Source organism: Arthrobacter sp. FW306-1B-G06A (assembly GCF_058781765.1).
The window spans coordinates 1-20,254 of record NZ_JBYSXB010000025.1 but is presented as its reverse complement, the minus strand read 5'-3'; the positions used below and the strand labels follow the sequence as shown (position 1 = coordinate 20,254).

Genomic DNA, 20,254 nt, shown 5'->3' with positions numbered 1-20,254 from the left:
CCATGCGTTGGGGAGACATGGACGCGTACGGGCACATCAACAACGTCCAGATCGTGCGCATGCTCGAAGAGGCCCGCATCGCGGCCTTCGGTCCGCCGCGCGGTGCCGGACTCCCCGGAGTGGAACCACCGGTCTCTGTTTTCGACTCCGTTGAGGACGGGGTCATGACCCTCGTGGTGGAGCACAAGGTCCGGTACGTCCGGACCTTGGAGTACCGGAACATTCCCGCACTGGTTGAGATCTGGGTAGGGGCCGTGAAGGGGGCAAGTTTTGACCTGCACTACGTCATCAAAGATCCCGTGACGGGCCAGGATTGCGTCAACGCGAGTACCCATCTGGCGTTCGTCGACGAGTCCACCGGCCGTGTCCGCAGGCTCACTCCCGAGCAGAAGGAGCAGTTGGAGCCCTATCGGGCTTAGCGAAGCATTGCAGCAGCGCCCTGGGCACTGCGGTGGCCGTTAGAGTTTTCCCATGAAACTCGAGATCGTCGCCGTCGGTGCCCAGGGCGCTGCCGTTGCCGCTGAAGAAGGCGCGGACCGGATTGAACTTTGCAGCGCCTTGGAGCTCGGGGGACTGACTCCGAGCCAAGGGCTGATGGAAGCCGCGCAGGAAGCTGCCGACGGACGGCTGGAGATCCACCCGCTGATCCGCAGCCGGCCAGGAGACTTCCTGTACTCCGACGCGGACTTGGACACCATGGACCGCGAGATCCGGTTCCTGCTCGGGCAAGGGGCCCACGGCGTGGTGATCGGAGTCCTCACGGCCGCCGGTGACATCGACGTCCAAGCCACGCGAAAGCTCGCCGACGCGGCTCTAGAGACGAACCCCAACGCCCAGCTGACCTTCCACCGGGCCATCGACCAGACCCCGGACCCGGCGGCCGCCGTCGAGCAACTCGTGGAACTTGGTTTCACGCGGGTGCTCAGCTCCGGGGGCGCCGCGACGGTGGGAGCGGGGATCGAGACCCTCGAGCGCATGGTCCAGCGGGCGGCGGGGCGGCTTGAGGTCATGGCTGGCGGCGGACTCGTCTTGGACGATATCCCCGCCCTGCACGCCGCAGGATTGAGCGCGGTCCATTTGTCCGCCAAGGCCACGGTTTCCACGCGGAAGGACCGTGGGGACTCCTTCGGCGCACCCGGCGATTCAGACCCGACGGCGTACATGGTCACCAACCGGGACCTGGTGAGGGCCGCCCGCGCCGTCTCCCGCTGACATTCCCAACTGACTGGCAGTTGATGTCGTTTTGGGCCCTCAAAACGACATCAAATGCGAGCTAGTTGGGTGGCTCCCTTTACACAGCGGCGACTTGGGTCAAAGATGGGTGAAGTCTTACGATCGAAAATAGCCTCCAGGAGTCATAAAGATGCAAAACGTGAGCTTCTCCACCATCACCCTGAACATGGCGGAGTTGGGTCCCAATAGCCCCCTGCCGGTGGTCATGGCTGAGTTGGACCAGCCGTACAGAATCGGCGACGGCGTCCCGGAGGAGCTGCGGGCGGCGGCTCGCTATGGCCAGGTGCCGAACATGTTCCCGTACCTGATGCAGGACGGCTACTCCCGCGAGCGGACTGCCCACGAGGTGCCCGCCGTCGTGCTCGAGAACAACAAGCTGCGTGCCGTTGTCCTCCCCACCTTGGGCGGCCGGCTCTGGCAGCTCTTCGACAAGGCCTCGGGAAAGCAGCTCCTCCACACCCATGGGACACTGCAGTTCGCCAACATCGCCCTGCGCAAGGCGTGGTTCGCCGGCGGGCTCGAATGGAACATCGGCACGCGCGGTCACTCGCCCACCACGTGCGATCCGCTGCACACGGCGATCGTCAAGTCCCCCGAAGGCCACGACATTCTGCGCATGTGGGAGTTCGAACGCCTCCGCGAAGTGGTCTTCCAAGTGGACATGTGGCTTCCGGAGGACTCGGACGTCCTCCTCACGGCGGTCCGGGTCCGGAACCCCCATGACCACGAGGTCCCCATGTACTGGTGGAGCAACGCAGCCGTTCCCGAGACCGCGGAAACGCGCGTGATCGCGCCCGCGACGGAGGCTTTCGGCAGCGATTACACCACCGACATCGCCCGCGTCCGGCCCACGGAACACCAAGGCTTGGATGCCACCTGGCTGGTCAACAGCCCGCACGCGGCGGATTTCTTCTTCGACATCCAGCCTGGGCACCGGCATTGGATCGCCGCGGTAGACCACGACGGCGACGGCCTGGCCATGCTGTCCACGAGCCTCCTGCGGGGCAAGAAGCTGTTCGTCTGGGGCCAGGGCGACGGCGGGAAGCGCTGGCAGGAATGGCTCAGCCCGGGCGCTGGCCCCTACGCGGAGATCCAGGCTGGGCTCGCGCAGACACAGTTCGAGCATCTGGCCATGCCTGCCGGCGCCGAGTGGAGTTGGGTAGAGGCCTACGGCAACGCGAAGCTGGATCCCGCAACCTCCCACGGCCAGGATTGGGATGCGGCCGTGACCCACGCCAGCGCCCGGCTCGAAGACCTCGTCCCGGACGCGGAGCTCGAAGTCGCCCTTGCCGAAGCCGCGCGGAACTACGCCCTGCCTCCGGACGAGATGCTGGTCCGCGGCAGTGCTTGGGGTGCTTTGGAAAGCGCCCGACGGCGACACTCGGGCCGCAAATGGCTGGACGAAGTCGGTACTCCCTTCGCGGACGACGCAACCCCTGAGGCCATCGAGGAAACGGGCCCCTGGCACAGCCTGCTGGATGGAGCGAGTTTCCTGGGCGCCGGGACCTTCGTGGCCGGAGCCGATTGGGAAGAGCTGCTGGCCAAGGATGGCGGAGCCGAGGCACAGTTCCACCTGGCCACGATGAAGCACGCGCGCCAAGACCTCTCCGGTGCGATCGCCGGATACGGCGCCGCGCTGATTGCCGAGGACCTCTCGCTCCGTTCCAAGGTCCTCGCCACAAGGGGCCGGGCCCTCGCGCTGCTCGCCACCAACAAGACTGACAACGGCTTGGCGGAACTTGCCGCCGCGAGCCGGCTGGAACCGTCCAATCTCCCCTTGCTCAGCGAAGCCATGACCCTCAGCATCCGGCACGGAGACCCCGCCCAAGCACTCGCCCTGGCGAGCGAGGCACCTGCCGGAATGTCCGACGTCGGACGCGTCCGTTTCCTGACGGCGCTCGCCCTCGCGGGTGTCGGCCAAGGCCGGGAGGCAGCAGCGATGCTGCGGGACGGCGTCGAAATACCGGACATCCGGGAAGGCGAGGACGGGATCGCCGAGCTGTGGCAGGAAGTGTGTCCCGGGGAGCCGGTGCCTGCCGGCTATCGCTTCGGGATGCACTGAACTTCCCGGGCGCATCGGCCCGGGGCGCATGCGGCGGGAAGCACGTTGTGGGACGCATGTGGCAGAACATGAGAGGCGGGACGCCTGTGGCGGGGGTGCCGACTTTCCTGATGCCAGCACCAAGAGAAACCATGTAAGTTGGCATGGTGACTCCCTCCACCAAAACCCCACTGACCCGTGCCCCCGGTATCTCCAAGGAGATCGAAGATGCGGCGTGGTTCGTGCTGGGCCCGGGGCTTCAAGGCAAGGCTTCGGCGCTCGACGCCAGTACCCGCACTTGGACGGTGGACGCCGCCGGCGAGCTCCTGGAGCGCCTGGAACGCGGCGTCGGAGATGCCAAGGCGCCCATGATGACCAACCTGCGCCAGAACCTGGAAGGGGCTTCCCGCGAGGCCAAGTTGCTCGCCGTCGAGCTTCTCTTCCTGCAGTCCCTGCCCCTGGCGCACGAGGTCAAATCGCTGAAGGTGAAGCGCGCCCGCGTCGCTGAAGCCGCGTCCTGGCTCGATCCCGAGCTCGAGCTCCCCAAGGAGCTGTACCAAGGGATGACCGATCACGGCGTCATCCGTGACAGGACCGCTGAGTTCAACTGGACGATCTGGGACCACCTGACCTGGTTGTGCCGGTTCGTGGCGCACGTCGATGGCCAGTCCAACGCGAGCATCAACAAAGCCCTCAAGGACCCGTTGAAATTCCACGAACTCGCGGCGGCAACCCCCGAGGACCAGCCGGCCATCCGCCGCAGCATCGAATACTTGGCGTGGCCCAGTTACTTCGAGCCCGTGGTCGCGGACGTTGAGCGGCGCGAAATCCGGGACGCCTTCGCCTCGCTGGTTGGCGGTGCCCACGGCGAAACGGAAGCCGACATCACCGCGGACGTCCACCGCATCCGGCTTCACCTGGACGAACAGGCCGGCCAGCGCATCGATTGGTACGACCGCCAGCTCGTCAGCCAGTGGCGCAAAGTGGGAGATCCTGGCCGCCGGGCATGGCTGCTGCGCACGCACCAGGACTCCGCCGAGCTCCTCGCCGCGTGGCGGGACGAGGAAAAGGCGACGCTCGACGTCGAACACCTCCGCGAACTCACTCCCGGGGTGACGGCCGGGGTGGTCCAACACGCCGTGGACGAGGACTACAAGCACCTCGGCTACGTGGAGCGGGAGGACACCAAGACTGCCGTTTTCGCGTTCCTGACCGTGATGAAGCCCGGCGACCTCGCGCTGTTCCAGAATTCCGGAGCCATCAGGATCGGCGTGGTCCTGGGCGAGCCGGAACACAACGAGGACAACCGTCGGCTCCGCCGTAAAGTGCGTTGGTTCGACGAGACCCACCCGATGGCCGAGGCTCCGCGGCACGTCCAGCGCCAACTCTCCACGTCGGGGATCGTCGTGGACGTTACAAGGGTCATCCAGTCGCTGCAGTCCCTCCTGCCGGCCGAAGCGGAGTCCGACGGCGAGGAAACCGCCGCCCCGGACGCCGTCGTCGAGCCCGTGATTGAAGGGTTCCGCCCCCTCACTGAAGAGTTCGCAGCTTCCCTCCACATGGAGCTCGATCCGCTCAAGGAGATCGCCGAACTCCTGGAGGAGAACCGCCAATTGGTGCTCTACGGCCCTCCGGGAACGGGAAAGACCTACCTCGCCAAGCACTTGGCTGCCGAGCTCGCGGGCGACAGCACCGATGAGCGCGTCAAGCTGGTGCAGTTCCACCCGTCTTACGCGTATGAGGACTTCTTCGAGGGGTACCGGCCGGACAAGACCGACGACGGCCAGGTTTCGTTCAAGTTGGTGGCCGGACCGTTGCGTCGACTCGCGGAAGAAGCAGCGAAGCCCGGGAACTCCAACAAGCCGTACTTCCTCATCATCGACGAGATGAACCGGGCCAACCTGGCGAAAGTGTTCGGTGAGTTGTACTTCCTGTTGGAATACCGTGACGACCGCATCTACCTCCAGTACAGCCCCAACGAACCGTTCAGCCTGCCGGACAACCTCTACATCATCGGCACCATGAACACGGCGGACCGCTCCATCGCCATGATGGACGCGGCCATCCGCCGCCGCTTCGCATTCGTGGAGTTGCATCCGAAGGTGGAACCGATCCGCGGTTCGCTCCGGCGGTTCCTCGCGGCCCGCGGCCTGGACACCCTCAACGCGGACCTGCTTGACGCCTTGAACGACTCCATCGACGATTGGGACCGGGACCTGATGATCGGTCCCTCCTACTTCATGAAGAACGCGGCCCAGAACCCCGCAGGGCTGCGCCGGATCTGGAAGTACGAACTCATGCCACTCCTGGAAGAGCACTACCACGGTCAGTTGAACCGGGCCCAGCTGGAGGAGCGCTTCGGGCTGGACCAGTTGTTGGGTCGACTTGCGGTCCGCTAAGACCGCGCCACCGCGGCCGGCCCGCCCCCCGGGTATCGGAAAGCCTGCGGTCCGCGCGTCAACGAAGGCACCGGCGGTGCGGCACATCGTCATGGACGAGCTCTCCGGTGGCATCGTGGACAAGCTTGATCCGGACACGGCCGCCCTGCTCAACTCGAGCGGGCTCGCGAAGGCCTCGCCGATGGGGATGGGGCTCTACCGCATCGAGCCTGTGGGCAAGGTGGGGTCGGTGCGGACGCCCACCGTCCAAATCGAGGTACGGCCCAAGGACCGCCTTGGCTTGAGTCGGCTCCTCTTCCTCCTCAGCTACGCCGGGGACCAGGGATTCCGCGAGGATTCCGTGGCCGCCGTCGAGCACAAGGACCTGTGGAGCGCCCTGGCCGAGTCCCTCGCCCAGTTGGCGGAGCGGGCGCTCAGCCGAGGTCCGCTGCAGGGCTATCTCACTGTGGACGAGTCGCTCCGGACGGTCAAGGGCCGTATCCGGATCTCGGACCAGATCTCCCGGCGCCCCGGAATGCTGGTACCGCTGGAAGTCTCCTACGACGAATTCACCGAGGACATTGCCGAGAACCGCATTCTGCGTGCCGCCCTTGAGCGGATGGGCAAGGTTCCCGGCGTGCGGCAAAACGTCCTGAGCCGCTTGCGGCAGCTCAAGGGAAAGCTCGACGCCGTCACGCGGCTGCAGTCCGGAGCGCCGCTGCCGAAGTGGCAGGCCAACCGGATGAACCTCCGCTACCACCCTGTCCTCCGCTTGGCCGAGCTCATCCTGCGGAATGCCTCTGCGGAAGCGGGCGAGGGGAAGCAGCAGACCGCCTCGTTTGTAGTGGACATGTCCACTGTGTTTGAGGAATTCGTGGGTGTGGCTTTGCGGGCGGCCATGCGGGCACATCCGGGTGAAATGCGGCTTCAATACGGCGCCACCCTCAACGAAGCTGTGCGGGATTCGGACCGGCTCACCGTGCGCCCCGACGCCGTGCATTTCCTGGGTGGCCGGCCCGTGGTGGTGTACGACTCGAAATATGCCTCGGCCACGGATGCCGGGGCATCGCTCAACGCGGACCACTATCAACTCCTGGCCTACTGCACGGCGTTGCAAGTGCCCACGGCGTGGCTGGTCTACGCGGGCAAGGGCGAGATGAAGCTGCGACGGATCCTCAACACGGATATCGACATTGTGGAGTACCCGCTGGACTTGTCGCGGCCACCGGCGGAGATCCTTGCCGCCGTCACGGACCTGGCCCAGCAGTCCTGGGGCGAAGTGGTGCGCCAGGCTCGGCTATGAGGGGCATCCTGTTCCGTCCGGTTCCGTCCTGTTCCGTCCGGGCGGCTGGCAGACTAGCCTGAGAGGGCAAGTCACTGCAGATGGAGGCATCATGCACGGCAAGAAAAAGAAGAAGTCCTGGAAGGACATGACTCCGGGGCAGCGGGTAGGCGTGCTTGTGATGGGTGCGGGACAGATGGCGTTGCTCATCGCGGCACAGCGCAGCATTTCCAAGACCCCCGCGGCCCAGATCAGGGGGAACAAAGCCGTATGGCGGGCCGCAAGCTTCATCAACTTCTTTGGGCCGCTGAGCTACTTCCTGTTCGGCCGCCGTCGAGGAACTGCGTGAGCTGATTCTCCAAAGCCGAACGGTCCCGCAGTTCGCATTCCCACACGGTGAGAACCTCCCATCCCGAGGCCCTCAGCAATTCGCGCTGTCCGGCGTCGCGCTCCCGGGTGCGGTTGCGCTTGGCTGCCCAGAAATCCGCGTTGCCGGTCGGTGAGTGCTGGCCTGCCCTGCAATCGTGGAAGTGCCAGAAGCATCCGTTCACGAAAATCACCTTGCGGCGTCCGGCAAACACGAGATCCGGGCTGCCTGGCAATTTCCCGCCCGCAGCCCGGCCATGGAGCCGGTACCGGTAACCCTTGGCATGCAGTAGCCGACGGACCAAGAGCTCGGGCTTGGTGTTCTTGCCCCGGATCTTGGACATGTTCAGGCTGCGTTGCTCAGGCGTCAGCAGGTCGCGGCTCTCGCCCATATCCTCAGTCTACGCAGCACCCCCTCCAACGCTCGCTCACGAATGTGGGTCTTTCCGTGGACGCCCGCTCACGTATGGCGCCCAAAACTAGAACCCTCGATCACATGATGTGAGCGGGCGTTGGCCGGAAAGGGTTTGTTTGTGAGCGGGCGTCGGCCGGAAATGCCCATGATGTGAGCGAGGGTCGGCCGGAAATGCCCATGATGTGAGCGAGCGTCGGCCTCGCGGGGTGCGACTGATAGCATTCGCCGGTGGGTCGAGGGATATTTCAGCGCATGGTCGGCATTGTGATCGCGGTAACAGTCGGCGGTGCAGCGGCCCTCTTGTGGTTCGCTATTGCCTCGACGGGGAATTCAGCGGTCGAATCGCGGGCTGAGGGGATTGTCCTCGGTGTCTGGAGGATTCTCTACGATTCAGTGGCGCCGCAGCCCCGCGTGATTCTCGTGGCCATAGCCTTTGCCCTTCTGCTATCCGCTGGCGTGGCTGTGCTGGAGCAGCGCATTGCCAACAGATCACGCCGCTCCGCGCATCCCTGGACACCGCTGGCGCCAAAGATCGTCATGGCCGAAACCCGCGGTGTGTATGCTGGCGCGGTCACGGTGACCGTCTTGATCCCTGCGCACAATGAAGAAGCCTCGCTGCCCGCCACCATCGCTTCGCTTTTGTCCCAATCGCACCGCCCGGACCGCGTGGTTGTGGTTGCCGACAACTGCACGGATGCAACTATTGCGCTTGCCCGCGAGGCCGGGGTTGAGGTCTTCGAATCGGTGGACAACACGAAGAAGAAGGCCGGCGCACTCAACCAGGCGCTCAAGTGGCTGCTACCAGGCCAAGGCGATAACGACGTCGTCATGGTCATGGATGCCGACACCCGCCTTGACGATGGATTCCTGGAAGTCGCGGTTGCGCGGATGAGCAATGACCGGGCACTGATGGCTGTAGGTGGTCTTTTCTACGGGGAAGAGGGACACGGAATTGTCGGCCAATTCCAGCGCAACGAATATATCCGGTATTCCCGGGAAATCGGACGACGGCGTGGCCGCGTTTTTGTGCTGACCGGGACGGCCTCGCTTTTCCGTCCCCGTGCCTTGCGCGCTGTTGCCCAGAGCCGGGGCGAATCGATCCCGGGAATTCGGGGAGACGTTTACGACACGGCATCGTTGACCGAGGACAATGAGCTCACGATTGCCTTGAAATCCCTGGGCGGCCTCATGATTTCCCCCATGCAATGCACTGTGGTCACCGAGTTGATGCCGAATTTCCGCACCTTGTGGGCGCAACGACTCCGTTGGCAGCGGGGTGCCCTGGAAAACCTTGGGGCTTACGGGGCCACACCCCAGACGCTTCGTTACTGGGCGCAGCAGTTCGGCATTGGCTACGGAGTGATTGCCCTCAGCGCTTACCTCCTGCTGATCCTCCTTATGGTTTTGTCCCTGGACAACTGGGTCTGGTTCCCGTTCTGGCTGGGAATCGGCGTCGTCTTCTCCATCGAGCGGGTCGTCACCGTGTGGAAGGGTGGCTGGCGGGCACGCCTCTTGGCAGTCACGCTCTTTCCGGAGTTGTTCTTCGATATGTTCCTCAACGTGGTGTATGTCAAGGGAATCATCGACATTTCCCTTGGCAAGCAAGCCAAATGGAAACACCTCAACCATTCACCAACCGGCGAACCATCGAAGGCAGGGTAATCATGGCTATTTCCGCCGCCCTTCCCACTGGAATTTTGTTTTCCGAGGGAATTCTGCATTCCGATTGGTTTGCCGTATTGGCGACCTTCGTCGCGATTAATACGTTGATGTATGGAGCGCTGGCCATCGCCAAAATCTTGCCGAAACTGCACCCCGGCGATTGGGTTCGCACCCGGAACCAGCGATCGGAGACCCGCAGCATCCATCCCGATGCGCCGGCCGTGAACGAAGCCACCGACTTCCTCAAATCTCGACGCTGACAGTCCGCGGAGCTTGGAAAGACAGTAGGCGGAGCCACTCGGGGTTCGGCTCTGCCAATCGGACGCCATGCAGCGCTGCCGCGGTTTCCTTCACGACGACGGCGGCCTCCAGTTCCGCTAGCTTCGCACCAAGGCAACGGTGAATCCCTGAGCCGAAGGCCAGCCCGTAGGCCGTGGGACCCTGCTCGTGGGCCGCCGAAGCCCGGCCGGATGACGCGTGGTTGCCTGTGAGTTCCAGGAGGATTTCGGCGCCGGCGGGGACGCGCTCGCCGTCGAGCACTGTGTCCTGGGCGGCAACCCGGCGCCATGTGGGAACGGAGGATTCCGTAGCCAGGACGTGCCGGATGAGGTCCCGTGCAGTGGTTCCGGAGGCCGCGTCTTTCCAGTCAAAGCCCACTGATCCCTCGGCAAGCCGGAATAGCGCCGTGCTGATGAGCTGGGTGGTGGTTTCCTGCCCTGCGATGAGCAGGAAGTAGCCGAGGGAACAGATCTCGGGAGTGCTGAGGCCGTGTTCCGCCAAGGAACGGAAGAGATTGCGTCCGGGGGATGCCACGGCTTCGAGGACGAGTTCCCGCAGCCAGCTGTAGAACCCGGCCGCGCTGTGCGCCAGTTCCAGTTGCCGCTCGGGATCCGGCCAGCCCCAGAACAGCTCGAGCGAGTCCAGGCTCCAGGCTTTTAGCTCCGGAAGATCACGGACAGGGAGTCCCAGAAGCTCCAACATCACGATCGCCGGCGGGTACGCTGCCACGGCCTGCACCAGATCCACTTGCCCACCCGTTTCCAGCAGGCCAACAGCGGCGGCAGCGGCAACCCGCGCGATGCCGCGGATGCGCGGCTCAAAAGCACCCACCGTTGCCGGGGTAAAGAACCCGGCCACCACCTTGCGAATGCCAGCGTGGGAAGCCGTGTCATTGCTGGCCAGCACCGGTGGCAGCGCGAAGCGGGCGCGCTGCAGGACCCGCAACGATGGTCCGGACAAAGGTGTCACAGCGATGAGGGCATTCGCCGGGCTGAAGTCTTCCGGCCGGTGCAGGACTTCCCGCACAGCCGCGGGATCCCGCAGCACCAGATACGGGCACGTCTGGGCGCCGGCAGTAGTGGTGTTCATGACCAAGCCCCGCTCAGCCAGTGCACACTCGCCGCCCGGAACGTCACGGGTGGGAGGTCCGCGGCGCGCTCGGGGAGCACCCCAAGAAGCGGCCGCAACGTGCCGAGCGCCGCCCGGTTGCCGTGTTCCAGCACGCCCGGGTCGTCCGGCCAGGTTCCCAGAATCACTCCATGCACAGCCAAATCCCTGCGTTCCAGGGCTTCGAGCGTCAGCGCCGTGTGGTTCAGGGTTCCCAACGCGGGGCGGGCAACCACTACAAAAGTCGCGTCACTGCCAAGGCGGCTGCCCAGATCCGCCAGCGTGCCGCCGTCGGGGTCCAACTCCACGAGGAGACCGCCGGAACCCTCCACAAGGACATGGTCATGGGTGCCGGCAAGTTCGCGGACGCGTGCGGCATATGCCGCAAGCTGAGGCAGCGTGACGCCGTCCAGCGCGGCCGCGGCCACCGGGGCGAGGGGTTCTTGGAGCACGACGCCGGCCTCGGCTGTGAGCGGTCCGGCCAAGCGGGTGATTTCGGCGCAATCAGAATCGCCCGTCACGGCGCCGCTCTGGCACGGCTTGTACACGGCCACCGAGCGACCGTCCGCTTGCAGCGCGGACGCAAGCGCCGCCGTCGTGACTGTCTTGCCGACGCCGGTGTCCGTTCCGGTGACCAGCACTATGGGTGGCAGTTTCATGGCATTTCCTCCAGGATGCGGCGCAACGTTGCGCACGCGTAGTCGATGTCGCGGGGAGTGAGGGTGGCGCGGGCCGTCAGCCTGAGGCGCGAGACGCCGTCGGGCACCGAGGGCGGGCGGAAGCAGCCGACGCGGACACCCGCCCCGTGCGCCGCCTGGCTCGCCGCAAGTGCGGCCGCAGCGGAGGGCATGGGAACGGACTGAACGGCACCTGCCGTCTGAAGCGGCGCGCCAACGGGCACGACGGCGATGCCCGGCTCACACAGCACGGGCGCCAGTCCGGCGCTGAGGCTGGCGGCGTTGTGGTGAACTGCCGCCGCACGCCACGGTTCAGTGCGGATGATCCCGACGGCGGCCAGCGCAGCCGCCGCGGACGACGGTGCGAGCCCGGTGTCGAAGATGAAGCTGCGGGCCCGGTTGACGAGGTGCTCGCGGAGCAGCGCGCTGCCAAGCACGGCACCCCCCTGGCTGCCGAGCGACTTGGAAAGGGTCGCAGTCAGCACCACGTAGGGGTGGCCCGAAAGCTCAGTTCCAGCCACCGAGCCGTGACCCTCAAATGCCCCGTGGCCCGCAACACCGAGGCTGTGGGCTTCGTCCACGAGGAGCACCGCGTCGTGCTCCTCGGCCAGTGCCAAAAGCCGGGGGAGCGGGGCGGCATCGCCGAAGACACTGTAGATGGACTCGACGGCGATCAGGGCCCTGGGCTCTGTACGGGTGCGCAGACAGTGCTCGGTCGCGAGGAGATTGTTGTGCGGGACCGTTTCCACCCTCGACCGGCTCAAGCGGAAACCGTCAATCAGCGAAGCATGGCAATGCTCGTCGGCCACGATGAGCGTCCCGGGGCCGCCGAGGGCCGTCGTGACCCCTAGATTCGCCAAGTATCCGGACGAGAAGACCAACGCGGATTCCATGCCGGTGAGGCTCGCGAGCTCGGATTCGAGCTCGAGGTGCAGCGCCGTGGTACCGGCAACCAGCCGCGAGGACGTGGCACCGGTTCCCCAACGGCCAATCGCTTCGCGGGCGGCCGCTGCCAGCCTCGGGTCCGTCGCGAGTCCAAGATAGTCGTTGCTCGCCAGGTCCACCGCAGCGTCCGGACCGAGGCGCGTCAAGGGCGAACGGACGAGGCCGCGGCGCTCGCGGACCGCGGCCTGCTGTTCCAACCACGCGGTCATTGACCTGCTCATGGCCCGTGCACCTCGGCAACGGCTGCCACCATACCCTCTGCGATCCGCCGGATCTCCTCGGCGGTGCTGATGTAGGGCGGCATCGCGTAAACAAGGTTCCGGAACGGCCGCACCCACACCCCATGCCCGACGGCGGCACTCGTCACTGCGGCGACGTCCACTTCCGTGTTCAACTCGATGACGCCCACGGCGCCGATGGTGCGGACGTCCTTGACGGCGTCGAACGCATTTGCAGCTTCGAGGCCGGCCGCCAGGCCCGAGCCGATCCGGGCCACATCGCTGCGCCACCCGCCGCCGTCGAGAATTCCCAGGCTCGCATTGGCCACGGAACACGCGAGCGGATTGCCCATGAACGTCGGTCCGTGCAGCAAGGCGCCGGCACCGCCGCTCGATACGCGGGCCGCCACTTCGCCCGTGCAGAGCATCGCCGCGAGCGTGAGGTAACCGCCCGTGAGTGCTTTGCCGACGCACATGATGTCTGGAACCACGCCCGCATGCTGCGCGGCGAAGAGCTCGCCCGTGCGGCCGAAGCCCGTTGCGATCTCGTCGAGGATCAGGAGGATCCCGTGCCGATCGGCGATGTCGCGGAGGATGCGGAGACATTCGGTGGCGTAGACGAACATGCCGCCGGCGCCTTGAAGCACGGGTTCCACGATGATCGCGGCGAGCTCGTTGGCGTGTTCTTGGGCGAGGGCTTCTGTGTGCGCCTGCCATTCCGCGATTTCCTCGGGCGGCGCGCCCGCGGCGGGTGGCCTCGCGGCGAACACATTGGCTCCGAGCAGCCCGGGGAAGGCCGAGTGCATGCCATCCACGGGATCGCAGACGCCCATCGCCGCGAAGGTGTCGCCATGGTAACCGCCGCGGATGCTGAGGAAGCGTTGCCTCTTGGGGAACCCCGACGCAGTCTGGAACTGTACCGCGAGCTTGAGCGCCACCTCCACGGACACCGATCCAGAATCCGCCAGGAAAACCCGCTCCAACCTCGGCCGATCCGCCGCGGAAGGGGCCATGGCGACCAGCCGTTCGGCCAATTCGACGGCGGGTTCATGGGTGAGGCCGCCGAACATCACGTGGCTGAACGTAGCTAGTTGGCGCTTCGCCGCGGCATCCAGGACGGGATTCCGGTACCCGTGGATGACCGACCACCAGGAGGACATGGCATCGAGCACCTCGTGGCGTTGGCCGGTTTCGTCGCGGAGCCGCAGCGTCACGCCGTCGGCGTCTTCGACTTCCCACAACGGCAGCGTCCCCGACGCCGGAGCGTAGGGATGCCAGAGGCTTGCCCGGTCACGCTGGATGACGCTCATGGCGTAACCCGGCCGTGGCGCGAGCATTCAGCGGTCCAGCCGAGCGGCGTGACCTGGACTTTCATGCGGCGCCGGCAGACAGCGCAATAGCGGGGAGGCTCCATCGCGAGGCGCTGCTGGCAGCCCAGGTGGGCGTCCGACGTCGGGCGCTCACCTTGCGTTGCCGGGTCACCCTGTGCGGCTGGCCCGGCTTGCGTGGCGGGTCCGCCGCAGTGCCCGCAGAAGCCTGCCGTCTCAACAGTGTTCACAGCGACTTCTGGAGTTCCTTGATGGGCATGTTCAGCTCCACGAGGAGGTTGAGGTCGGCGTCGGCGGGTCGGCCGAGTGTGGTGAGGTAGTTGCCGACGATCACCGCGTTGATGCCGCCCATGAGGCCTTCGCGCGTGCCGAGGTCGCCCAGGGTCAGTTCCCGTCCGCCGGCGTAACGCAGCACGGTCCGCGGCATGGCGAGGCGGAACGCCGCTATGGCACGGAGGGCGTCCTTGCCGTCCATGATTCCCTGGTTTTCGAGGGGCGTTCCCGGGCGCGGATTGAGGAAGTTCAGCGGGACTTCGTGCGGTTCGAGGGCCGCAAGCTGGCTGGCGAGTTCGGCGCGCTGGGCGGTGGTTTCGCCCATGCCGATCAGGGCACCGCAGCACAGTTCCATGCCGGCCGCCTTGACCATGTTGCAAGTATCGAGGCGTTCCTCGTAGGTGTGCGTGGTGACGACTTCGGGGAAGTAGCTGCGCGCGGTTTCGAGGTTGTGGTTGTAGCGGTGGACGCCCCATTCGGCGAGTTGGTCCACTTGGCGCTGGGTGAGCATGCCCAGCGAGCACGCGATGTTGATGTCCACTTCGGCGTTGATGCGGTCGATCGCGAACTTGATCTGGTTCATGAGCTTGATGTCCGGGCCTCGGACGGCTGCGACGATGCAGAACTCCGTGGCCCCGGTGGCGGCGGTTTCCTTCGCGGCCTTCACGAGCTCGGGGATGTCGAGCCAGACGCCCCGGACCGGACTGTCAAAGAGGCCCGACTGGCTACAGAAGTGGCAGTCCTCAGGGCATCCTCCGGTCTTGATGGAGATGATTCCCTCCACTTCGACGTCCTCGCCGCAGTGCTCCAGGCGGACTTCGTGGGCAAGCTGCAGGGCTTCGGGAATGGCCTCGTCCGGGAGCTCGAGGATCTCGAGCAGTTGGGCTTCGCTGAGTCCTTCGCCTTTCGCGAGGACTTGCTCGCGGGCTGTTTCCAGAATCGGATAGGTGGACGTACGCCTTGGGTTTGGCTGGGTGGTCATGATGCTCCTCGGCCGTTACTTGCAGGGGATGGTGCGTTCCTTCACGACGGTAGTGGGCCTGCGGGTCCGCGATTTTGTTGGACGTCCACAAACCCGGAGCCGCAATCTTGGCGTCCAACTCGCTGGATAAGTTACAGCGCGGAAACATCGTGGTGACTCCGTGGTTCCATCCCGCCGATAGCGTCGAGCCCATGTTCATCGGGGAAACATGTCGAGACGAGGAAAGTTTTGGGGATGACTGACGATTCGAAGACAACGCAAGTGCTTGAACCACCGACGGCGGGTGGCTCCCCGATGGGGGTCGCCGTCGTCGAACCTTCCGAGGCGCTAGGCGCCGGGAGCCGCACGGCTGGTAATGCCGATGCGATGAGCGCAGCGAAGGAGAGCCTGGAGGACTACACCCTCAGGTTCGCGCCACGGTCCTACCGCAAATGGGGTGCGGGTGTGGTGGCGACGAGTGCGCTCGGTGGAATCGCGTATTTGGCTGATTTCTCGATCGGCGCGAACATCGGTATTTCGTACGGCACCGTAAACGCTATTTTCGGAATCGTGGTGGCGGCCGTGGTCATTTTCGCCACCGGATTTCCCTTGGCCTACTACGCGGCCCGGTACAACATTGATCTTGACCTCATCACTCGGGGTTCCGGATTCGGTTATTACGGCTCGGTGGTCACCAACGTCATTTTCGCGACGTTCACGTTCATCTTCTTCGCGCTTGAGGGTTCCATCATGGCTCAAGGCCTGGAACTTGGGCTGGGCATCCCGCAGTGGCTCGGTTATGCGGCGTCCACGCTTATTGTGATTCCCTTGGTGATTTACGGGATGAAGGCCTTGTCCAAGTTGCAGGTGTGGACCACTCCTTTGTGGCTCCTGCTCATGGTGGTTCCCGTGGGGTATTTGGTGATTTCGCACCCGGACAGCATCGGGGAATTCTTCGCGTTCACGGGCAAATCCGGCGCTGAAGGCACCAACCTGGCCTCCGTGATGCTGGCCGCGGGTGTCTGCCTGTCGCTCATGGCGCAGATCGCGGAGCAGATTGACTATTTGCGTTTCATGCCTCCCAAGACCGCCGAGAACCGTGGTGCTTGGTGGCGTGCCGTGATCCTCGCGGGGCCGGGCTGGGTGATTTTCGGCGCGATCAAGCAGATCGTGGGCATGTTCATTGCCATCTACCTGATTGCGACCCTGGATCCAGCCGCCTCCGCGCATGCCAACGAGCCGGTGCATCAATTCCTTGGCGTGTACCAGGAAATGATGCCGGCCTGGCTGGCGATGACCTTGGCCGTGGTGCTTGTGGTCATTTCGCAAATCAAGATCAACGTGACCAATGCCTACTCCGGCTCGCTCGCGTGGACCAACAGCTTCACGCGCATCACCAAAAGTTACCCGGGGCGCATGGTGTTCGTGGTGGTGAACCTGGTGATTGCGCTGGTGCTGATGGAAGCGAATATGTTCGAGTTCCTGAACACCATCCTTGGGTTCTACGCGAATTGCGCCATGGCATGGGTGGTTACCGTTGCGTCCGATATTGCCATCAACAAGTATTTGCTCAAGATTTCGCCCAAGGTTCCCGAATTCCGCCGAGGCATGCTTTACGCCGTCAACCCCGTGGGCTTCGTCTCGATGTTGGTTTCGGCCGTTATCTCGATTGCGGTGTTCTTCGGCGCTTTCGGTTCAGCTGTGCAGCCATATTCGCCGATCTTCGCCGTTGGGCTGGCGCTTGTGCTGCCGCCTGCGCTGGCCGTGTTGACCCGCGGGAAGTACTACCTACGCCGCTCCGACGACGGAATCGATCTGCCGATGTTCGACGCCGACGGCAACCCGAGCGACGCCAAGCTGCTGTGCCACGTGACCGGACTGGAGTTCGAGCGCCCGGACATGGTCCGCTCGGCCCTGGATGGGCCCGACGGCGAGCCGCAGTTCATCTCTTCGCTCGCTTTGTCGACGGATAAGTCGGGCGGGTTGGTCCTGCCGGCCCAAAAGTAGGCGGGTGCTCAAGGTCCCATAGGCCTCGACGACGGATGGGCGGCCTGGCCGCGGTCCCGTCGTCGGGGCCTTTGGTTTGTGTTTGTTGTGGTGGGCTGGTTGTGCTGGGCCACGCTCGTGAAGCGATGGTGCGTAATGAATCGGAGCCTGTGGATAACTTTCCCGCCACGACGGGCAATTAAGCTACCCTTTTTGGAAACGTTTAGTCTTGAAAACTATTTGGGGATAGCAAACCATGACTCCACGCACTTCGGTTTCTGCTCGCTTTTTCATGATTGTCAGCCTTGCGACGGCGTTGACGCTGACTGCGTGCGGGATCAGTACCCAGCCGCAGTCTGCGTCGCCTACAGTTTCTGCTTCAGCTTCAGCCAGCGTCACTGGTGCTCCCTCTCCGACCTCGACGGCTGTTTACAAACCCGCGGACGCCAAGGGGAAAGCCGAGAACGTCCCGGTTCCCGTGTTGCCGGAGGCCGCGAAGGCGAACACGAAGGAAGGCGTGGAGGCGTTTGCGAGGTACTGGTATGAACTGCTGAATTACGGTTTTGAGACCGGCCGATTGGGCCCCATCAATGAAGTAACTAGTTCTACGTGCGCGATGTGCAGCAAGGTCTTTCCTGGGATCGAGAAGTGGAGCTCCGACGGTCGATGGATTGTCGGAAGCAAGATCCAAGTTCAGGCTGTCACATCGAAATTCCTGGCGGCTAGCGGGGAGTACCAAGTAGCCGTACAGTCCCAACAATCGGCCGGAACCTTGCATAACTCTGACGGGAGCGTTGGGCAGAATGTTGCGGCATCCGGCGTTCTCGGTGACCTGGTTATCGCCAAATACGTCGATGGAAAATGGTTTGCTTCAAACGTTGACCGATTGGGTAGCTAGTGGTTGACCGGGTCCGGGTTGCAGCATGGAGTCTGGTGACCTTTTGTCTTGTTGCAGGGAGTATGTTCGTCACGTCGATTGCACGTGCTGAACAGAGTGATTCAGATATTTCCTGGGGTCAACGCGGGATTGGTGTCTGGAGATATGACTCTGGCAGCGGGGCATGGGTGGAGTTGCCAGCGGCTGGACCTGAGGATCCTAAACAGTACAAGTTCGAGTTGTTATGCCTCGACCCCGGTCAGAACAATTTTGACAAAGCGTGTCTCGCGGCGGCAGCGGACTGTAAGGAAGGGGAGAACGGGAGGCCAGTCCGCTGGTTCGAGTCGCTCAAGATTCTTGATCCACCGGCATGGGCTGCCATACGGCCCGACCGTTGCTTGTATTCGGAAAAGCCCACAGACGTGCTCGAGAAAATTGCCGCCCAGATACAGTCGAAATTCGAACAACTTCCAATCACACCAGCAGTATCTGGCATTCAGCCATTTCCTCATACGCTGAGGGGCGCTGAAACCAACTTCTACGCTGAGGCCTCCGAACAGGCTTTTACTGTGGACATGCTCGGGCAAAAGGTGGTCATAAAGGCAGAACCGGTCGAATATCGATGGGACTACGGAGATGGTGCGACGCTCGGGCCGGGGCCAACTATGGGTGGTCCACTTCCTGAAGAAAGATGGGGCGAAAAGACGCGCACGAGCCACGCTTACGCCGGGACAGATGACTACTGGGTTGTTTTGACCACCACCTTCCGCGGCACCTACTCCGTGAACGGCGGCCCGAACATGCCGATTCCCGGCACAGGACAATTTGCGTCGCCGTCCCAGAAGGTGAGCGTATGGAGGTCGATCACGCGCAACTACGCCGACAACTGCATCGTGAATCCGCGGGGCGAAGGCTGCCCGGGCGTTCCCTAAGAGCGTGTGATCCGCGTCTCAACAGGAATAGTTGCAGGCGCGCTGCAGTTGCCGCCAGTGGACCTGTTCCCGTTTGAAAGGCACTGCCCATGTTGTTTTCCCCTTTGACTCTCGGCGAGATTGAAATTCCCAACCGCTTGGTCATGGCGCCGCTGACCCGCCTCCGTTCGGGCGTCGAAGGCGTTCCCGGCCCGCTGGTCGCGGAGCACTATCGGCAGCGTGCTTCCCTCGGGCTGATCGTCAGCGAGGGCACGTACCCCACGCCCGCGGGTCAGTCCTACCCGGGGCAGCCTGGCCTCGTCACCGAGGAACAGATCGCGGGCTGGAAGAAAGTGACGGACGCCGTCCATGCCGAGGGTGGCCGGATTTTCGCCCAAGTCATGCACGGTGGCCGCGTTTCCCACTCGGACATCACCGGCGGTCACGAGATCGTGGCACCCAGTGCCGTGGCCATCGACGGCGAAGTCCGCACGCCGAACGGCAAGAAGCCCTACCCGGTTCCCCGCGAACTGAGCACCGATGAACTTCCCTCGGTGATCCAGGAAATCGTCACAGCTTCCCGGAACGCCGTCGAGGCAGGATTCGACGGCGTCGAGCTCCACTCGGCGAATGGCTACCTGCTGCACGAATTCCTGGCACCCAACACCAACGTCCGCACTGACAGCTACGGCGGTTCGCCGGAAAACCGTGCACGCTTTGTGATCGAGACCGTCAACGCGGTGGTAGAAGCCTTGGGCGCCAACCGGGTCGGCATCCGGATTTCCCCTGAGCACTCGGTCCAGGGAATCGCCGAGACAGACCCCGCGGATGTCCGCGCCACCTATGAAGTCCTGGTGGACACCATCGCCTCGCTCAACCTCGCCTACCTCAGCATCCTCCACCATGATCCCAAGGGTGAGCTCGTCCAGGACCTGCGCGAGCGCTTCAACGGCACCTTCCTCGTCAACACCGGCTTTGGCGTAGTGACCACCCGGGATGAAGCCCTGGCACTCGTGGCCGACGGTCACGCCGACGCCGTGGTGGTTGGCCGCCCGGCCATCGCCAACCCGGACCTTGCGCGCAGGTGGCGTGAAGGCCTCCCGCTCAATGAACCGGATCCGTCCACGTTCTACGGCGAAGGCGCGAAGGGGTACACCGACTACCCGTTCTACGCCAACTAGAACCCCCGAAACCGCGACGGCGGCACCTGCGAAAGGTGCCGCCGTCGCGGTTTAACCGGCTCATCGCATTTGAGGGTGTAATCGCGGTCTGAATCCGCCGGTTTCGAGGAGTGATCGGGCGATGTAGTTGGCAA

General features: G+C 64.1%; 20 protein-coding genes. 12 read left to right on the top strand and 8 right to left on the bottom strand.

Annotation, left to right across the window (positions count from 1 at the left end; all coding sequences use genetic code 11):
* Nucleotides 1–2 precede the first annotated feature (2 nt).
* From AC3WJM_RS14000 to AC3WJM_RS13975, 6 genes are all read left to right on the top strand, one after another.
* A complete protein-coding gene (locus AC3WJM_RS14000; RefSeq protein ID WP_307054017.1) occupies nucleotides 3–419 on the top strand; it encodes an acyl-CoA thioesterase in 417 nt (138 codons plus the stop codon).
* Nucleotides 420–471: 52 nt separating this feature from the next.
* A complete protein-coding gene (locus tag AC3WJM_RS13995) occupies nucleotides 472–1,212 on the top strand; it encodes a copper homeostasis protein CutC (RefSeq protein WP_492272198.1) in 741 nt (246 codons plus the stop codon).
* Between the two features lie 151 nt (nucleotides 1,213–1,363).
* Nucleotides 1,364–3,295: a DUF5107 domain-containing protein gene (locus AC3WJM_RS13990; protein ID WP_492272197.1), complete on the top strand. Its 1,932-nt coding sequence runs from the start codon at nucleotides 1,364–1,366 to the stop codon at nucleotides 3,293–3,295.
* Nucleotides 3,296–3,438: 143 nt separating this feature from the next.
* Nucleotides 3,439–5,673: an McrB family protein gene (locus AC3WJM_RS13985; RefSeq protein WP_492272196.1), complete on the top strand. Its 2,235-nt coding sequence runs from the start codon at nucleotides 3,439–3,441 to the stop codon at nucleotides 5,671–5,673.
* 91 nt (nucleotides 5,674–5,764) lie between these two features.
* Entirely contained in the window at nucleotides 5,765–6,955 is a 1,191-nt protein-coding gene (locus AC3WJM_RS13980; protein ID WP_492272214.1) for a 5-methylcytosine restriction system specificity protein McrC, read from the top strand.
* 91 nt (nucleotides 6,956–7,046) lie between these two features.
* Nucleotides 7,047–7,283: a PLDc N-terminal domain-containing protein gene (locus AC3WJM_RS13975; RefSeq protein ID WP_084784400.1), complete on the top strand. Its 237-nt coding sequence runs from the start codon at nucleotides 7,047–7,049 to the stop codon at nucleotides 7,281–7,283.
* Here AC3WJM_RS13975 and AC3WJM_RS13970 read toward each other — a convergent pair.
* Nucleotides 7,225–7,692, bottom strand: a complete 468-nt coding sequence (locus tag AC3WJM_RS13970; protein ID WP_492272195.1) for a very short patch repair endonuclease — start codon at nucleotides 7,690–7,692, stop codon at nucleotides 7,225–7,227. The genes AC3WJM_RS13975 and AC3WJM_RS13970 overlap by 59 nt on opposite strands.
* 275 nt (nucleotides 7,693–7,967) lie before the next feature.
* Between AC3WJM_RS13970 and AC3WJM_RS13965 the strand changes: the two genes are divergently transcribed.
* Together AC3WJM_RS13965 and AC3WJM_RS13960 are read left to right on the top strand one after the other, a co-directional pair.
* A complete protein-coding gene (locus tag AC3WJM_RS13965) occupies nucleotides 7,968–9,377 on the top strand; it encodes a glycosyltransferase family 2 protein (protein ID WP_492272194.1) in 1,410 nt (469 codons plus the stop codon).
* A 2-nt stretch (nucleotides 9,378–9,379) separates the two neighbouring features.
* Nucleotides 9,380–9,637, top strand: a complete 258-nt coding sequence (locus AC3WJM_RS13960; protein ID WP_492272193.1) for a hypothetical protein — start codon at nucleotides 9,380–9,382, stop codon at nucleotides 9,635–9,637.
* Here AC3WJM_RS13960 and AC3WJM_RS13955 read toward each other — a convergent pair.
* Genes AC3WJM_RS13955 through bioB form a run of 6 tightly spaced genes read right to left on the bottom strand, consistent with a single transcriptional unit; the run spans nucleotide 9,621 to nucleotide 15,186 of the window.
* Nucleotides 9,621–10,745, bottom strand: coding sequence for a cytochrome P450 (locus AC3WJM_RS13955; protein WP_492272192.1), 1,125 nt, complete (start codon nucleotides 10,743–10,745; stop codon nucleotides 9,621–9,623). The genes AC3WJM_RS13960 and AC3WJM_RS13955 overlap by 17 nt on opposite strands.
* Entirely contained in the window at nucleotides 10,742–11,422 is a 681-nt protein-coding gene (gene bioD / locus AC3WJM_RS13950; protein WP_492272191.1) for a dethiobiotin synthase, read from the bottom strand. The genes AC3WJM_RS13955 and bioD overlap by 4 nt, the downstream gene beginning before the upstream one ends.
* Nucleotides 11,419–12,594 carry an 8-amino-7-oxononanoate synthase gene (locus AC3WJM_RS13945; RefSeq protein WP_492272213.1) on the bottom strand — a complete coding sequence of 392 codons (1,176 nt, stop codon included), beginning with the start codon at nucleotides 12,592–12,594 and terminating at the stop codon, nucleotides 11,419–11,421. The genes bioD and AC3WJM_RS13945 overlap by 4 nt, the downstream gene beginning before the upstream one ends.
* A gap of 8 nt (nucleotides 12,595–12,602) precedes the next feature.
* Nucleotides 12,603–13,913, bottom strand: coding sequence for an adenosylmethionine--8-amino-7-oxononanoate transaminase (locus AC3WJM_RS13940; RefSeq protein ID WP_492272190.1), 1,311 nt, complete (start codon nucleotides 13,911–13,913; stop codon nucleotides 12,603–12,605).
* The gene (gene bsaP / locus AC3WJM_RS13935) at nucleotides 13,910–14,161 is read right to left on the bottom strand and encodes a biotin synthase auxiliary protein BsaP (protein ID WP_492272189.1); all 252 of its coding nucleotides are present in this window, start codon (nucleotides 14,159–14,161) and stop codon (nucleotides 13,910–13,912) included. The genes AC3WJM_RS13940 and bsaP overlap by 4 nt, the downstream gene beginning before the upstream one ends.
* The gene (bioB, locus tag AC3WJM_RS13930) at nucleotides 14,158–15,186 is read right to left on the bottom strand and encodes a biotin synthase BioB (RefSeq protein ID WP_284989707.1); all 1,029 of its coding nucleotides are present in this window, start codon (nucleotides 15,184–15,186) and stop codon (nucleotides 14,158–14,160) included. The genes bsaP and bioB overlap by 4 nt, the downstream gene beginning before the upstream one ends.
* A 234-nt stretch (nucleotides 15,187–15,420) precedes the next feature.
* On the opposite strand from bioB, the gene AC3WJM_RS13925 reads away from it, so the two are divergent.
* Nucleotides 15,421–17,172, top strand: a complete 1,752-nt coding sequence (locus AC3WJM_RS13925; protein WP_492272188.1) for a purine-cytosine permease family protein — start codon at nucleotides 15,421–15,423, stop codon at nucleotides 17,170–17,172.
* 183 nt (nucleotides 17,173–17,355) lie between these two features.
* Here AC3WJM_RS13925 and AC3WJM_RS13920 read toward each other — a convergent pair whose 3' ends face one another.
* Nucleotides 17,356–17,550, bottom strand: coding sequence for a hypothetical protein (locus AC3WJM_RS13920; protein ID WP_492272215.1), 195 nt, complete (start codon nucleotides 17,548–17,550; stop codon nucleotides 17,356–17,358).
* Here AC3WJM_RS13920 and AC3WJM_RS13915 point away from each other — a divergent pair.
* The 3 genes from AC3WJM_RS13915 (at nucleotide 17,468) to AC3WJM_RS13905 (ending at nucleotide 20,120) form a co-directional block, all read left to right on the top strand.
* Complete coding sequence (locus AC3WJM_RS13915; RefSeq protein WP_492272212.1) at nucleotides 17,468–18,049, top strand: DUF6318 family protein; 582 nt, start codon at nucleotides 17,468–17,470, stop codon at nucleotides 18,047–18,049. The genes AC3WJM_RS13920 and AC3WJM_RS13915 overlap by 83 nt on opposite strands.
* A 35-nt stretch (nucleotides 18,050–18,084) precedes the next feature.
* Nucleotides 18,085–18,960, top strand: a complete 876-nt coding sequence (locus AC3WJM_RS13910) for a hypothetical protein (RefSeq protein ID WP_492272187.1) — start codon at nucleotides 18,085–18,087, stop codon at nucleotides 18,958–18,960.
* An 89-nt stretch (nucleotides 18,961–19,049) separates the two neighbouring features.
* The gene (locus AC3WJM_RS13905) at nucleotides 19,050–20,120 is read left to right on the top strand and encodes an alkene reductase (RefSeq protein WP_332601650.1); all 1,071 of its coding nucleotides are present in this window, start codon (nucleotides 19,050–19,052) and stop codon (nucleotides 20,118–20,120) included.
* Nucleotides 20,121–20,254 lie beyond the last annotated feature (134 nt).

What these genes read in the sequence shown, in the direction of transcription:
- AC3WJM_RS13985 (WP_492272196.1), top strand. Translation starts at nt 3,439, where the DNA reads ATGGTGACTCCCTCCACCAAAACCCCACTGACCCGTGCCCCCGGTATC.
- AC3WJM_RS13960 (WP_492272193.1), top strand. Translation starts at nt 9,380, where the DNA reads ATGGCTATTTCCGCCGCCCTTCCCACTGGAATTTTGTTTTCCGAGGGA.
- AC3WJM_RS13945 (WP_492272213.1), bottom strand. Translation starts at nt 12,594, where the DNA reads ATGACCGCGTGGTTGGAACAGCAGGCCGCGGTCCGCGAGCGCCGCGGC.
- AC3WJM_RS13955 (WP_492272192.1), bottom strand. Translation starts at nt 10,745, where the DNA reads ATGAACACCACTACTGCCGGCGCCCAGACGTGCCCGTATCTGGTGCTG.
- AC3WJM_RS13925 (WP_492272188.1), top strand. Translation starts at nt 15,421, where the DNA reads ATGACTGACGATTCGAAGACAACGCAAGTGCTTGAACCACCGACGGCG.
- AC3WJM_RS13905 (WP_332601650.1), top strand. Translation starts at nt 19,050, where the DNA reads ATGTTGTTTTCCCCTTTGACTCTCGGCGAGATTGAAATTCCCAACCGC.
- bioD (WP_492272191.1), bottom strand. Translation starts at nt 11,422, where the DNA reads ATGAAACTGCCACCCATAGTGCTGGTCACCGGAACGGACACCGGCGTC.
- bioB (WP_284989707.1), bottom strand. Translation starts at nt 15,186, where the DNA reads ATGACCACCCAGCCAAACCCAAGGCGTACGTCCACCTATCCGATTCTG.
- AC3WJM_RS13990 (WP_492272197.1), top strand. Translation starts at nt 1,364, where the DNA reads ATGCAAAACGTGAGCTTCTCCACCATCACCCTGAACATGGCGGAGTTG.
- AC3WJM_RS13975 (WP_084784400.1), top strand. Translation starts at nt 7,047, where the DNA reads ATGCACGGCAAGAAAAAGAAGAAGTCCTGGAAGGACATGACTCCGGGG.
- AC3WJM_RS13965 (WP_492272194.1), top strand. Translation starts at nt 7,968, where the DNA reads ATGGTCGGCATTGTGATCGCGGTAACAGTCGGCGGTGCAGCGGCCCTC.
- AC3WJM_RS13970 (WP_492272195.1), bottom strand. Translation starts at nt 7,692, where the DNA reads ATGGGCGAGAGCCGCGACCTGCTGACGCCTGAGCAACGCAGCCTGAAC.
- AC3WJM_RS13940 (WP_492272190.1), bottom strand. Translation starts at nt 13,913, where the DNA reads ATGAGCGTCATCCAGCGTGACCGGGCAAGCCTCTGGCATCCCTACGCT.
- AC3WJM_RS14000 (WP_307054017.1), top strand. Translation starts at nt 3, where the DNA reads ATGCGTTGGGGAGACATGGACGCGTACGGGCACATCAACAACGTCCAG.
- AC3WJM_RS13995 (WP_492272198.1), top strand. Translation starts at nt 472, where the DNA reads ATGAAACTCGAGATCGTCGCCGTCGGTGCCCAGGGCGCTGCCGTTGCC.
- AC3WJM_RS13980 (WP_492272214.1), top strand. Translation starts at nt 5,765, where the DNA reads ATGGACGAGCTCTCCGGTGGCATCGTGGACAAGCTTGATCCGGACACG.